Below are 16,166 nucleotides of genomic sequence, written 5' to 3' on the forward strand. Positions count from 1 at the left end.
CGGATGTCAGGCAACCGCTCTTGCACGCTTGCCGTGTTCGTCCGCGCTTGCCGCGTTTGCCCGTGTAATGCGGCATACGCGATGGGCGGCGCGGTCCTCGTGCATGCCCGCGTATGCTGATATGGCACCGGCGCAACATGGAGGCGGGGCGGGGCGTCTTTTCCGCTCCCGACCATGTGTTCTTGCCGGGCATATGCAAAAACGGTATGCACTCCCGTGAGCGCCCGCCGCCCTTGCGGCCCTGTTTTTTCACCGAACCAAAGGATCCCCTGTGCAGTTTTTTGAGCAGATCGCAAAAGAGTTGAGCATTGCCCCCGGTCAGGCCAAGGCCGTGGCGGAACTTCTGGACGAAGGGGCCACCATTCCCTTTATCGCCCGCTACCGCAAAGAGGCGCACGGCTCGCTGGACGAGGTGGCCGTCACCGCCGTGCGCGACAGGCTCACGCAGTTGCGTGAACTGGAAGCGCGACGGCAGGCCGTCCTTACGTCACTCACCGAGCGGGAACTGCTTACCGAAGAACTGCGCGCCAGCGTCATGGCCGCCGAAACCATGACGGCTCTGGAAGACGTGTACCTTCCCTACCGCCCCAAGCGGCGCACCCGCGCCACCATGGCCAGAGAAAAAGGCCTTGAGCCCCTGGCCCTGACCCTGCTGGAGCAGGCCGCCGGTCTCTTGCCCGAAGATGCCGCCACGCCCTTTGTAGATGCGGAAAAAGGCGTGGAATCCACCGAGGCAGCCCTGGCCGGAGCCCGTGACATCATTGCTGAAATTGCCAGCGAGCACGCTGCGGCCCGCGCTGCCATGCGCGAATATTTCGCACGCAAGGCCGTGGCCGCGTCCAGCGTGGCCAAGGGCAAGGAAGAGGAGGGGGCCAAGTTCCGCGACTATTTTGACTGGCAGGAAAGTGCCGCCAAGGCCGCAGGGCATCGTCTGCTCGCCATGCTGCGCGGCGAGGCAGAGGGCGTTTTGACCCTGCGCTTTTTGCCGGAAGCCGAACCGGCCCAGGCGCTTTTTCGGGGCATGTTTGTCAAAAACGCTTCGCCCGCAGGGCAGCAGGTTTGCGAAGCCGTGGACGACGGCTACAAACGCCTGCTCGCGCCCTCGCTGGAAACGGAACTGCGCGCGACCCTGCGCAAAAAGGCCGAAAGCGAAGCCATTGCCGTGTTTGCCAGGAACCTGCGCCAGCTTTTGCTGGCCTCGCCCTTGGGGCAAAAGCGCGTTCTCGCCATTGACCCCGGCTTTCGCACGGGCTGCAAGATTGTGTGTCTGGACGCGCAGGGCGCGCTGCTGCACCACGACCTCATCCATATTTTGAGCGAGGGTCAGCGTAAGGACGCCGGGGACAAGGTGCGCAAGCTCGCTGCCGACTACGGTGCCGAAGCCATTGCCATAGGCAACGGCACGGCGGGGCGCGAGACGGAAACTCTCGTGCGCTCCCTGCAGCTTTCGCTTCCGGTGCTTGTGGTCAGCGAGAGCGGGGCCAGCGTGTATTCGGCCTCCGAAACGGCGCGGCGTGAATTTCCCGACCTGGACCTTACGGTGCGCGGCGCTGCTTCCATTGGGCGCAGGCTTATGGACCCGCTGGCCGAACTGGTGAAGATCGACCCCAAGGCCATTGGCGTCGGCCAGTATCAGCACGATGTGGATCAGGCTGACCTGAAAAAGAGCCTGGACGATGTGGTTGAAAGCTGCGTGAACGCGGTGGGGGTGGAGGTGAACACGGCCAGCACCGAGCTTCTGACGCACGTTTCCGGCCTTGGCCCGGCCCTGGCCAAGTCTGTGGTGACCTACCGCGAAGCCAACGGCCCCTTTGCCCTTCGCAAGGATCTGAAAAAAGTGCCGCGCCTCGGGCCAAAAGCCTTTGAGCAGGCGGCGGGCTTTTTGCGCATCCACGGCGGGGCGAACCCTCTGGACGCTTCAGCCGTACACCCCGAATCCTATGGGATCGTCAAGGCCATGGCCGCTGATCTCGGCTGCTCCGTGTCAGACCTGCTCGCCAACGCCGAACTGCGGCGGCGCATCAGGCCAGAGGCCTATGTGACGGAAACCGTGGGGCTGCCCACGCTTCGCGACATCCTCGCCGAACTGGAAAAGCCTGGCCGCGACCCGCGCGAAGCCTTTGAGGCCTTTGCCTTTGCCGAGGGCGTGACGCGCATTGAAGACCTTGAGGCGGGCATGCGCCTGCCGGGCATCGTCACCAATGTGACCAACTTCGGCGCTTTTGTGGACATAGGCGTGCATCAGGACGGGCTGGTGCACATCAGCCAGCTGGCGGACAGCTTTGTCAGCGACCCGCACACGGTGGTGAGCGTGCAGCAGCCGGTGAGCGTCACCGTGCTGGAGGTGGACGCGGCCCGCAAGCGCATTTCCCTGTCAATGCGCAAAAACCCGGAAGCGTCCCCGGCACGGGGGCAGGGCCGCGAACAAGGTCGAGATCAGGGCCACGAACAGGGCCACGAACGCAACACAGCAAAGCCGCAGGCCGCGCGCGAAAACAGGCCGCGCCCCAAAATTGATAATCGCCCCCGGACCGATAATCGACAGGATCGCCAAAAGCCGGAGCAGGGGCACAGGCCCTTTCAGGACATGCTCGCCAAATTTGGCAAACAATAAGGCGTAGATGGCTCTGTTATTTTGAAATACTTTGTGGGGGAGGGACCCTTTTGAAAAAGGGTCTCCTCCCCCACGCCCCCACCCCCTAAAACCTTTATCTGGGGGCAGTGCCCTGCCTGTGACCTTTCGCGGGTAGCACGGCAAACGGCCCTTTTCACGACGAAAGCGTACACATGGTATGCTCCCGTCGTGAAAAGGGCCGTTTTTTTATTTTTACGGCGCATGTGCGTTCGGGGTATGCCTTTGCGATGCGCGGTTCCCAATGGTTGCAGCGTCCTCTGCGGCGCGAGCCAGCGGGCCTGCCCGCGCGGCAAGGAACCTAAGAAGACACTGATTAAAGAGCCTCATGGAAACGCGCAGTTATTTCGTTTGGCAAGGCGCGAGCTTTTTTTGAAGCAGGAGTGGACTCTTCCGTCCTCGACTGTTTCAAAAAAAGTGAAGCAACGCCGCCAAACGGAATACACCAGTGTTTCCCTAGACAGTGTGGTCACGAGATGAATTTTCAGTCATACCAAGGAGAACGAGCCTTTTATGCAGGGAGTGTACTCTGATGGTACTCGACTGGAATAAAAGGCGAAGTTCGACGCAGAGATGCCTGTAAAGGCGCTCGTGACCACACTGTCTAGCCGAGTTCTTCCAGCCTTCGCTCCACTGCTTCCCAGCGCAACAGCAGTTCCGTCTGTTCTTCTTCCAGCGCGGCCAGGCGATCGGTTGTGCGGGTAAAGGCCGCCGGGTCCCTGGTGAAAAGCTCCGGGTCTGCCAGGGCCGTCTCAAGGCGATCCTGCTCCTGCTCCAGCGCGTCCATGCGCTCCGGCAGGGCTTCCAGTTCTTTGGTCAGCAGGTCGAATTCCCGCTGTTCCTTGAAATTGCGGCGGCGGGGTCTGTCGGACGGCTGTTGCTGGCCCGGCTGCTGACCAGCCTGCTGATATGCCTGGGGGCCAGCCTGTTGGCCTGTCCTGCCGTTTTTTTCATCGGACTTTTTGTCCTGCGCCGGGGTAGCGCGCTGGCGCAGCCAGTCCGTATACGCGCCAACGTATTCGTGCGCCTTGCCGTCGCCTTCGAGCGCGATGACGCTGGTGACGAGATTGTCCAGAAAGCTCCGGTCATGGCTGACGATAAGCACGGTGCCCGAATACTCCGACAGCAGTTCTTCAAGAAGTTCCAGCGTTTCCACGTCCAGATCGTTGGTGGGTTCGTCCAGCACCAGCAGATTGGAAGGCCGGGTAAAAAGCTTTGCCAGCAGCAGGCGGTTGCGCTCGCCGCCGGACAGCGCCTTGACCGGCAGGCGCAGGCGATCCGGGGTAAAGAGAAAATCCTGTAGATATCCGGCCACATGGCGCGTGTTGCCGCCCACGGTCACCACATCGTTGCCTTCCGCCACGCTGTCCATGACGCTTTCTTCCGGGTCCAGACTTTCGCGAAGCTGGTCAAAATAGCTGATCTGCAAATGGGTGCCAAGGCACACCGTGCCATTTGTCGGGGCCAGTTCGCCAAGCAGTACGCGCAGCAGGGTGGTTTTGCCGGTGCCGTTGTCGCCGATGAGGCCCACGCGGTCGCCGCGCTGGATGATGGTGGAAAATTCGCTGAAAAGCGGCGTCTTGCCGGGGTAGGCAAAGGTGACGTTGTCCGCCTCGATGACAAGCTTGCCCGAACGTCCGGCCTCCTGCGCGGCCATACTCACGTTGCCCTGTCTGTCGCGCCGCTCGGCGCGCTCGACCCGCAGTGCCTCAAGGGCGCGCACCCGGCCCATGTTGCGCGTGCGGCGGGCCTTGATGCCCTGACGTATCCACGCCTCTTCCTGGGCGAGTTTTTTGTCAAAAAGCGCAAAGGCGCGTTCTTCGGCGGCCAGGCGTTCTTCACGGCGTTCGGGATAGCGGTCGAAGCCGCAGGAATAGCTGTGCAGCTTGCCCCTGTCGATCTCCACCACCCGCGTGGCGAGCCGCCGGGAAAAAGCCCGGTCATGGCTGACGAAAATCAGGGTGCGGGCCTTGCGCAGCAGAAAGTTTTCCAGCCATGTTATGGTGGCCAGATCAAGGTGGTTGGTCGGCTCGTCCAGAATAAGGTCTTCAGAGCAGATGAGCGCCCGCGCCAGGGCCACACGCCGCTTCGTTCCGCCGGAAAGTGAGGCGAACTCGGCATCCGGGTCCAGTTCCAGATGGTTGATGACCGCAAGGACTTCGCCGTAGCGCTCCCAGTCTGATCCGAGGTGAAGGTCGGCCTCCTGCCCGGTGGCGGCGCTGCCGTCAAAAGGCGCGGGATTGGCCTCCTCCGCGCTGTCGGTCATGCCAGCGTCAAGACCCGTTCCGGCGTGGGCGGCGGCAAGGGCCTTGCCTTCGTCGCCAAGGGCGGCGGCCACCAGGGAAAATACGGAGCCTTGCCAGTCTTCGGGCACGTCCTGGGGCATTTGCCCGATCTGGGTTCCGGGGCGGATGATGATGCCCGAATCCGGCTGCATCTGCCCGCCAAGAAGCGCCAGCAGCGAGGATTTGCCCGCGCCGTTGCGGCCGATGAGGCAAAGCCGCTCGCCGGTTTCAACGGAAAAATCCGCCGCGTCCAGCAGCGGCTTGCCGCCGAGGTTCAGGGTCACGCCCTGCATGCTCAAAAATGCCAAGAGGTTCTCCAGCGCAGTGTGCTATGTAGTGTATGCTCAGGGTTGTTAAAGCACCGGCCGCCTGCCCGGCGCGCGAGCGTATGAATACCCCAGCGGGCGCACCGACGCAACGGCCACAGTCGGACTCCCGGAGCGCAAACGGCAGGGCGGAACGCAGGCGGCAGCTCAGTTGAATGACGGTCGCTCATGTGCCGGGCGGCAGGCCGGAACGCAGGCGGCAGGGCGGCTTGCGCATGGGGGATGTAGCCGCAGTGCGCTATGCATTTCGCATGACCGTGATGGCGTAGCTATTTTCGTATGTCCGACATCAGTATAGCGCTTACGGTTTTATTTTTTTGTTTGCAGCAGAATGTACGGGGATCGTCACAAAAAAGTACAAAAGGACGGGGAAAATGGCCGTAAAAGGTCGCTTGGACAGTGTGCGCCGCCGCTTTGTCAGCAAGACTGCCGTATCTTTAATGCGTAATCTTATATTTTATATTATTTTGCGATAATCTGGCTGCTGCAGGCGCGAAAAGTCTGGGCTGATTGGTGCAGCAAAGCCTCATAAAAAAGCGCATGGGCGCAGTTGCCGCAGCAGGGCAACTGCCTGACGCTGCCCTGCGTCAGTATGTGTAAATCCCGACATAAAAAGTTGTATTTCCGTAAGGGAATATGGGACTGTTGGGACTGTATGGATGCCCGTGTCTGGCGGCTTCGGAGTTGTCTGTCTTGCCTGCCGGAAACAGGAACTGTGGTGCAGTGCGGTCAAAGCATGCAGGGTGTGGGCAAGTAAAAAATACATTATCAGAATTATAATTCTTGACACGTATATAGATATGGCGTTAAATTCAGCTTGCCAAGAATAAGAACTGTTGTTTATAGCGTCTGAAGCATGCTTTGCTGTCAGATCTCTTCGTTCGCGTTCTTGTAGCGGAAATTGCCCCGGAATTTCCCCACCTGTCTTAACGCATCATCTTCCCTGTTACATAATCGGGGACAGTGATGTCCGAAAAAAGCTTCGCGAAGTGCGCTTTTTTGCACTGCGCGGCGTCTTTTTTGCGTGGAAGGTTTCTCTTTCTCTTCTCTCCACTATATTGGTGCCTTTTTTGCATTGTTTGTACCGCGCCGTCCGGTTTACGGCGCGGGCCAGCCTTTTTTTATTTTGTACGTATTTTACTAAACGCAGTCCTTCTATACCAAGAAGCCTGTAGAAAAGGTGCACTCACATGGCAGACGTCAAGCTTTCACGCCCGGCCCAAGGACAGCACATTGTTGTGCCCAGTACCCCTGATGCTCGCATGATTCTGGATTTTTCAGCGGATCAGGTGAATATTGACCGGCCCGAAGGTTCCAATAGCCTGTTTTTTCAGTTTGGCGACGGCGCATCAATAGAATTGCAGAATTTTTATACGGCATACAATAAAGAAGAAATGCCGGAGTTTCAGATCGACGGGCAGATAATCGCAGGTACGGATTTTTTTCAGGCATTCGGGCCTGATCTGCTCCCCGCTGCCGGCCCTGCGGCCAGTGCCGAGCGCGGCGCGCGCTATAGCGAGTATGCCAATATGAACCTTGCTGAAGGCACGTGGCATCTCAACGAGCTTGATTACCGTCTGGCTTTTGACGGTCGGCAGTCAACCGACGAGTGGCAGCATGGCGTTATTGACAACCTCGCCCCCACGTTCAGCACCGGCGGCGCGCCCATCACGCTCGGGCTTACAGAAACCGGCTGGGACGGCAAAAGCCCCGCCAGCCCCGCTCCTAGCGTCACGGGCAGCTTTACCGTGCAAGACCCCGATGGCGACAGCCTCACCGCGACCGTCGCCATTGGCGGCAAGACTGTGGTTGTCAGCCTTGCTGGTCCGACGACCGTTGAGAGCGACTACGGCTCCCTGGTCATCACGCCCAAGGGCGGCGGCTCCAACGTTACTTTTAATTTCGAGTATACGCTCAAGGAAGAGCCGTACAGCAAGACAGACCAGCTGGCGCAAGGCGAGCAGGTCACCGACGGCATCGTCATAACGGTCAACGACGGTATGGGGCATACGGTCACTCAGCCCATCAACGTGGTCATCACGGGCAGCAACGACGCGCCGGATATCACGGGCGTGAGCAACGTGCTGACCTTCAAGGAAGGCGGCGTGTACGCCGACGGCAAGCCCTTGAGCAATACGCCTCTCAATGCTGATGAAAATACGGCTGTTGCCGGAACCGCCACGCTGTCCGGCCTTATCACGGCCCATGACCCGGACCACGGCGCGCAACTCTACTTCGGCCTTACGGATGCCAACGGCAACCTGCTGGACATGACCAACGTCAATGCCAATGGCAGCCTCAAGGGCGTTTTTGTCATCGGTACGGTGAACAATCCCGACAACAGCACGTCTGCCGTCACGGTGACGGGCATCAGCGAGCACGACGGCAAGACGACCATCCATACCGATTACGGCGACCTTGTGTTGGAAAAGACCGGCGATGAGAGCGCCACCTATACTTTTAGCCTGACCAATACCACGGGCGAAGGCGCGACAAACAAGCTGGCCGAAGGCCAGACCGTGAAACTCAATTTTGAACCCTACGTGCGTGACGAACACGGCGTTGTGGACAGCAGCGTGAGCACCCTGCGCGACGGCACGGTTGTCGGCAATACCATCAATGTCGTCATTGAGGGTACCAACGACGCGCCCATCATCACTCAGAATTTCTGGTCCCCGTCCGATCCCGCCGATGCGGACAATACCACCCATTCCGTCACCGTGAGCGAAGCCGCTGACGACATTGCCCACAGCACCGTCAGCGGTACCTTTGTGGCCTCCGATGTGGACAACGGCGACCATCTGACCTACGGCCTGGTTCGCAACGACGGTTCCGGCGATCTTTTTATGCACAACACGGTCTATGTGGTGCTGAACAGTGACGGCAAGACCTTCACAACCACTGCCGAGGCTTCCACAGACGCCACGAAGAATAATTATGTGGGTGAATTTCACCTGATTTCTGCCGTGGCCCCGGCCAGTGGGGTGAACTACGAATTTACTCTGTATAACGAGTCGCCTGCCGTGCAGGGCATGCAGAAAGGCGACAGCCAGAACGTGTCCGTGGTGCTGACCGCGCGCGACAGTTTTGGGGCCTATGTGCAAGAGAGCATCAGTGTCACCGTCAAGGGAGCTAATGACACGCCTGTCATCACCAAGGCTCCTCTGCTGACCGACGTCGACCTGAATGTGGTGGAAGAGGGCGTCAAGGCTGTGGCCGGCAAAGAGCCCAATACCTACTTTGCCGGCACGTCCGAGGACGTTGACCCGAAGCACAGCTTCACCGTGACGGATGTGGACAATAACGACAAGCAAACCGTCAGCATCACCGTGACGGACCGTGACGGCAACCCCGTCTCCCTGCCTGTCACGGACGACGGCAAGGGCAACTATACCGTGACCACGCCCGAGGGCACATTTACCCTGGAGGCGGGCAAGCCCAATGTCGGCGATTCCGGCAGCAGCCAGACCTATACCTACTCCTACGTCATTGACAATGACGCTGCCGACAACCTCGATGAGGGTGAAAAGCGCAAATATATCTTCACGGTCACCATTGAGGACAGCAAGGGGGCATCTGACAGTCAGACCATCGGTCTGACTGTCACGGGCACCAACGACAAGCCTGTACTGACCATCACCCCCACCTCTGGCGACAAAGGCGAGTTGACGGAAGACGTGACCACCACATCCTCGGGCAAATGGGCCGTGACCGATCCCGACCAGGACGGCAACAAACAGACCATCTCCGTCTCCGGCATGGGCAAGGCCGCCAGCGGCGACATGGATACGAAGGCCCGTACAGGCGATCCGGTGGTGGTTACAACGGACTACGGCAAGCTCACCCTGAAGCCCGACGGAACCTATACCTACGAGCTGGACGAGAACAAGAACAACCTCGTCGTGCAGGGCTTGGGGGCCGGCCAGAGCCATACGGAAACCTTCAACGTTACCACAACAGACAAGCACGGAGCGCACGACAACCATACCATTACCGTGACCATCAATGGCAGCAACGATAAGCCTGTTATTGACAACAGTTCGATCACATCCGTCTCCGTTGTGGAGGCCGGCGTGCAGGGCAGCCGTAACCCTGCGTCTCCCAATGCGGACTATTGCGGTACGGAGATTGCCACGGGCCGGATTGTGGCCACAGACGTGGACGATAATGATAAGGGCAAGCTGAATTTCAGCGTGGCGGATGATGGCAAAGGCAAATACGGTACCCTGACCCTTGATGCGACGACGGGCGAGTACAAATATAAACTGGACAATGACAATGACAAGGCCAACAGCCTCAATGAAGGGCAGAAGGTTACGGAAACCTTCACCGTGACGGTCAATGACGCCCACGGCGGCTCGGCCTCGCAGGAAATCACCGTGAACATCACGGGCGCCAACGACAGGCCCGCGCTCTCCCTTTCACCGCCCAGCGCCATTCTTAAAGAGGGCAGCGACGCTACCTCTACCGGCAAGTTCGAAGTGGTGGACCCCGACCAAGACGGCGCATTCAAGGAGTTTACCAACGGAAAGGCCAACCAGATATACAGCATTGCTTCCGGCAGCGACGTTACGACGGGTACGGGCGTTGTCACCTACACCACCGAGTACGGCACCCTGACCGTCAACCCCAACGGCACCTATGAGTATGTGCTGAACAACGATTCCCACAAGGTGAAGAACCTCGGCGCCACCGAGAAGCATGTGGAGACCTTCAACGTCAAGGTCACAGACCTGCACGGTTCCTTTGACACGGAAACCGTCGAGTTCACCATCCAGGGCACCAACAATGCGCCCAGTATTAGTGGCAAGACCAGCGGCGCTCTGACGGTCAAGGAAGCGGGCGTGACTTCCGGCACGGAGACCACCATTCCCCACTACGCCAACCAGGTGGAAAACGGCACGACCACGGCCACGGGTTCCTTCACCGTGAAGGATATGGACACTCACGACACCCTTACGGCCACCCTGACCAGCAACTCCACCACCATCACGGTTCCGGACATGAGCGGTGCGGGCGTATGGACCGTCGACGATGCCTATGGCACCCTTACGATCACTGGCGTCCGCAGCGTCAGTGCCACCGATGGTTCGGAATCCATCACCTACACCTACACGTACGAAATTGACCAGACCAAGGCGAATGCTCTGGCTGAAGACAAACCCGAAACCCTGGATTACCACATCTCCGTCACGGATGGGAGGAGTGACCCCGTAACGCACGATATCAAGATCACCGTGCAGGGCACCAACGACGCCCCTACGGTCACCGCCGAGACCCTGACGCTGAAGGACGACGGATGCCAGGACGGCGGCAATACCGACATGCCTTCCGGCACAGGGGTTCCTGCGGCCCACGGCACCAGCTATGTGGCCTCGGTCGAGGGCGCGTTGAAGGGAGTGGATTCCGACCAAGGAGCCTCGTTGACGTACGGCCTTGTCAACACCACTTCCGGCACAGGTGCCTACAAGCACCTGGGTACGGATTCTGGCGAGCTTTCCAAGGGTACCGTGGCCGGCACCTTTGTTAAGGATGGTGCGACCCAGACCACGGCCATCAGCGCGGAAATGGACGCGAGTACCGGTGCATATCCCGGCACCGGGGTTGTTGCCACTGTTATCAGCGTCTATGCCGAGGGGAAGCCGCACACAGCCGACAATCTGTACGGCACGCTGTATCTCAACGAAGCTACTGGCAAATACACCTTTACCCTGGCTACGGGCAGCAGCGTGGTTAACGCCCTTGGTTCCGGTGAAACGCTCACCCTGAACTTCCAGGCCGTGGCTGTAGATGAACACAGCGCTTCTTCCAACGCAATCACCGTACCCATCGTCATTTACGGCACCAACGACAAACCGTCATTGGTGCTGCCGGATGAAGCATCGCGGACGGTGCAGGAAGACGTTACTACTTCGGTCAGCGGCAACGTGGGTAATGAAGATGCTGACGTTAACGACACCCATACCTATAGCATCCGCAATACCAATGCCGATGTTCTGACACTTAAGGGTGAGCACGGTACTCTTGTCATCACCAAGAGCGGTGCATACACATATTATTTGAACAATGATGACAAAAGCGTGCAGAGTCTGGATGCCGCTTCCACCCCTCTTCAGGACACATTCACCATCCGTGTCACGGATAATTACGGCGCTTGGGACGAAAAGCCGTTGACAATTTTCATCAAGGGCAGCAACGACGCGCCGGTGTTTTCCACTTCTTCCGTTGTGGATGAGGTGAAAGAGGCGGGCCAGGGCGATCCTTATGGCAATGTCAACAACAGCGGTAGCCCCACAACGACTGGAACGATAGCCGCCACGGATGTTGATGCTGGCGAGCACCTCACCTACTCTTTCAAAGTAGGCTCGGGGAATTCTGCGACCTATCCCACCACCATTACTACGCAATATGGGACAGTAGCGATTGATCCGACGACGGGCGTATATACCTATACGCTGAACGACAATGATGTGGTGAATATGCTCCAGGCTGGGCAAACCGTAGCTGATACGTTTACGGTTGTTGCCAAGGACCCCACGGGTCTTTCAGCAGAACAGAAATTGATTGTCAATGTGATCGGTACCAACGACAGGCCGATCATTAATGCTGTCGATAACCTGACCCTTAAGGAAGACAGTGGGGAATACACGAAAACGGGTTCGGTCTCCGCAACGGATATTGACCTGCCTGAGGGCAAGAGCCTCAGCTACAGCCTGGTGGAGCATGCATCAGGTCGGCTGGTTCAGACCGAGCAGCTTAGCGGCAAATACGGGTATCTGGAGCTTGATCAGAATACCGGCACCTACACGTATCATTTGGATAACACAAAAATTCAGAATCTCGGCGTGGGGGAGTCCATTGTTGAACGCTTTGACGTGCGAGTGACGGACAATCTTGGTGCATATTCCGATAGCGTCATAACCGTGACTATAAATGGGGCGGACGACAAGCCTTCCATCACTTCCGCCTCAAGCAATATGACGGAAGACACCACCAAGGTGACCGGTAGCGTTGAGTGGCGTGATACGGATACGTCCGATACGCTGCACAACGTAAGCCTTAATCAGGCCCCTAAAAATACCTACGTGGATGACGCTGGTCATGCACACGAGGTTATCAAGGGGACGTATGGCGATCTGGATCTTGATGCCAGTACGGGCAGCTATACTTACACCCTGACAACCAGCAAGGTGCAGTACCTGAATGAAGGGCAAAGCCTGCGGGAGAACTTCCCCATCACGTTGACCACCGGAAACAGTACCGGTTCCAGTTCCATTGTCGGGGGAATAGCCATAACCATCAACGGATCTGATGATGCGCCGTATTTTACCGACTCTGGTTTCAAGAGTTTTGACGGCACGTGGAATGGAGGCGACGTTGGCGGCAATGTTTTGGGGTTGTGGGGCAGCGCATCCACCTCCGGTCAAGTCTACGCCGCCGACGTAGACAACCATTATTATGGAGAGTCCGCAGGCCCCGGCCAAACGGAGACAAAACACAGCGAACTGACCTTTCATTTCGCGGGGAACACCCAGACCTACAAGGGCGAATATGGTTCTATCACCCTCGATCCCAATACTGGCAAATATGTCTATATGTTGGATGTCGGCTGCGAAAAATACGTTAATCTCCATATTTGGGATACGAAGTCCGAAACGTTCACTGTATTCGTGACGGATTCTCAGGGTAAGACCGATTCTATGGTCATAAAATTTAATGTGGTTGGTTCTTGGGAAGCTCCCGGAAGCGGTATCACCTCTCCCTATAAATTGGCAGCTGATCCTTTGGGAGTTGCGGAAGATAACGGCACGATAGACCCCGCCGGTTATCACGCCGATGGGGTCACGAGTAGCGGAACAGTATCCGCCAAACCTTCAGGTTTGACGGATTTTGGCACCTACTTCTTTTTCCGTAGTCGGGACGGCGGCGAAACCAATAGCGCCGATAACCAGTACCAGACCGCTTTCGGCAAGTATGGTTCCCTGATACTTGACCGTGAAACCGGCAAATATACCTACGTGTTGAATAACAACAGCGCCACGGTGCAAAGCCTGGGAGTCAGTGACCATCCGGTTGAAAGTTTTACTGTCTACGATGCCCGCGGCGATCTCACGGTCATCAAGGTTACCGTTAACGGAACCAATGACCAGCCGTTGATAACCGAGATCGACTCGTCCTTGTCGGTAACGCAAGGCAATGCCGGCAGCGAGGTTTCCACTGTGGGGCACGTGCTCGGCACTGACGTTGACACCGCCGACATGGAACATCTCAAATACTTCCTGGTCGACAAGGACGGCAAATCGGTTGCAAGCCTTGATACCACTTATGGCAAAATGATTATTAATCAGAATACTGGCAAATATACCTATACGCTGACGACAACAACGGACATCAACGCCGACCAAAGTCTGACCGATACGATAACCGTACGGGTTGACGACGGGCATGGCCTGTCCAACAGTACTGTGGAGCAAAAGGTTGCTGTGCTTATTACAGGCACAAACAATGCGCCCACATTGACGACCACAGGCCTTAGTGTGGTGGAAGACACAAAGGTTGTTGACGGAGCCGTCGCTTCTGTCGCCGACGATACTAAAGGATGGCATTTTGGCGTGGGCAATAGTAGTACCACCCCCAGCAGCGATATTCTGGCCTCGGGGAAGTACGGTACACTGACTATTGACGCAACAACAGGCAGCTATTCCTATCGGCTCGACAACGCTCTTGATGCCGTGCAAAAACTGAAAAGTGGGGAAGCGCTTACAGATGAACTTTTTATAACTGTGACGGATAAACATGGAGCTTCCACTGTAGAGAGCGTTTTGATAACCATCAATGGCACGAGCGATGACCCCAAACTGTCTGTGGACACACCGATCCTCAAGGTAACGGAAGCGGCGGACTCAAAACGCGCCAGCGGTACCGCTGCCGCCATTGATGTCGATCACGGCAGCACGTTCACATACAGCGCGAAGACCGAAGACGGCAGCTCTGTCAGCGAAATCAAAAACGACTATGGGTCGTTTACTGTTGACGCCTCGACTGGCGAATATTTCTTTATTCTCAATAATGACAGTGAGGCAGTGCGGCTCCTGAACGTTGGCAATGTGAAAGAATTGAGCTTTACTATCATGGTGAAGGCTGATACCGGCACCTTTGCCGAGCAGGTAGTAAAGGTGACCATTGCGGGAACCAATACCGCTCCTGAGGTGAAAACAACTGAAGGTTCAGTGACGGAAGACACAACCCTCACCGCTACCGGTTTTGTCAATATTGTTGATTCGGACGATGCTACTGGTTTTCGTTACAGCTTTGAGGACGGTTCACTGCGCAAGGTTACGGATTATGGCACTGTGACGCTGGATTCCAATTCAGGAAAATACACATATACCCTGAACAACAATTCTTTAGTTGTTCAACAGATGGGTGCGGCAACAGAACATAAAGAAGACTTTGCCATAAAGGTAACAGATCCTCACGGGGCTACTGGCACAGGTCAGTTGAGCATTGTTGTTCATGGGACCAACGACGCCCCGGTGATTACAGCCTCGTCCTATGATGCGGAGCATAAGGGCGGAACATTCGCGTTCAGTGATGCGGATAATGGGGATATCCATACCCTGTCGGTCAACATCGGCGGAGTTTCTGCAATCGCCGTGAAAGACAGCGCTAGCGATGCATACATTGCGCATACCCAGATCGGCGATTTCGCATTTACTCGCAACGGCACAGATACATCTGGTTCTGGTCAGCAGTGGAGTTATACCTTTGCGGCAGATGTAACCCTTGCCGCCAGCATGCGGGTGGGAACACACGAGGATTATAGCATCAGTTTTGGCGTCAACGACGGATATCTTCACGACCCTGTGCTGGGAACGAGCCTCAATGTATCAGTCAACGGCACCAACGCGGCCCCTGTGGCGGTGGATGTGGATAATGGGCTGCTGTTCGGACACGTGTCGGCCACAAACAAAGAGAGTTTCGATACGCTGACCTTCCAGGCGGATAAAAGTGGAAGCCACCATGGCGACATGCAGATGTCCACCGACGGCAACTATGAGTATGCGCTGGGTACGACAGAAAGCGATCTTGGCGCTTTCCAGAAAGCCTATGACGATTCTTTTGATGGACATGTGTATGACCACTTTGCTTTCTCGGTAACCGATGGGCATGAAATCTCCGGTGAGTCCAGTCACTTGGGTAGATTGAGCATTGATCTGCACAGCGGCGCGAAATTGGACGCATCCGGCGGGCTGTTGCTCTTCGCCCAGGAGAACTCCACCACGCATAACTATGAGGCCGCAGGCGGTGCTGGCAACGACATCCTGATTGGCGGCAGTCATGACGATTTTCTCTATGGCGGCGCAGGGGATGACATCCTCTACGGCGGTGCCTGCAATGATCACTTGTACGGCGGCGACGGCAATGATCATCTGTACGGCGGCGCAGGCAATGATTTTCTGGACGGCGGCGCTGGCGTTAATCACCTGTACGGCGGCGACGGCAACGATGTATTTGTCTTCCATCCCAACGACGTTATCGTTGGCGGTTCGATCGACAGCAACGGGAATTTGGTGGACAACAACATCGACATTCTGCTGGTCAGCAACGATGATCGCGGAGACCTGTCTATTGACGACCTCTTTACGCACACAAAAGGCATTGAAGTTGTTGTTACCGGTACTGGTGTGGACAGTCTGACGGATATGCATGCTCTGCTTGCTAAGGGAATGACAATCGAGAACAATCAGTTAGTTCTTGACCATGACGAGTGGCATGTGGGCAAATCTGCAAGCGACGGTGCCCCCTATGAGTGGACAAATACGGCTGGCGACCTTACCGTGACCGTGCATCACACCGACAACGAAGAAATGGTCAAAAACACCATGGTGACGCTCACCTCATAGTTCACAACTGAATGAA

The 16,166-nt window shown here is 57.0% G+C and carries 3 protein-coding genes; 2 read left to right on the plus strand and 1 reads right to left on the minus strand.

Features of this window, described 5'->3' with window-relative positions:
- The first annotated feature begins 271 nt into the window (after positions 1–271).
- On the plus strand, positions 272–2,614 hold the full coding sequence (locus DESU86_RS08020) for a Tex family protein (RefSeq protein ID WP_179980573.1): 2,343 nt from the start codon (positions 272–274) through the stop codon (positions 2,612–2,614).
- 622 nt (positions 2,615–3,236) lie between these two features.
- Here DESU86_RS08020 and DESU86_RS08025 read toward each other — a convergent pair.
- Positions 3,237–5,225 (minus strand): ATP-binding cassette domain-containing protein, encoded by a 1,989-nt coding sequence (locus DESU86_RS08025; protein WP_179980574.1) that lies wholly within the window; start codon positions 5,223–5,225, stop codon positions 3,237–3,239.
- A 1,208-nt stretch (positions 5,226–6,433) separates the two neighbouring features.
- Between DESU86_RS08025 and DESU86_RS08030 the strand changes: the two genes are divergently transcribed.
- Positions 6,434–16,150, plus strand: coding sequence for a VCBS domain-containing protein (locus DESU86_RS08030; protein ID WP_179980575.1), 9,717 nt, complete (start codon positions 6,434–6,436; stop codon positions 16,148–16,150).
- Positions 16,151–16,166: the final 16 nt, after the last annotated feature.

Origin of the sequence: Desulfovibrio sp. 86 (assembly GCF_902702915.1) — a bacterium.
Lineage (GTDB): Bacteria > Desulfobacterota > Desulfovibrionia > Desulfovibrionales > Desulfovibrionaceae > Desulfovibrio.

What these genes read in the sequence shown, in the direction of transcription:
- DESU86_RS08030 (WP_179980575.1), top strand. Translation starts at nt 6,434, where the DNA reads ATGGCAGACGTCAAGCTTTCACGCCCGGCCCAAGGACAGCACATTGTT.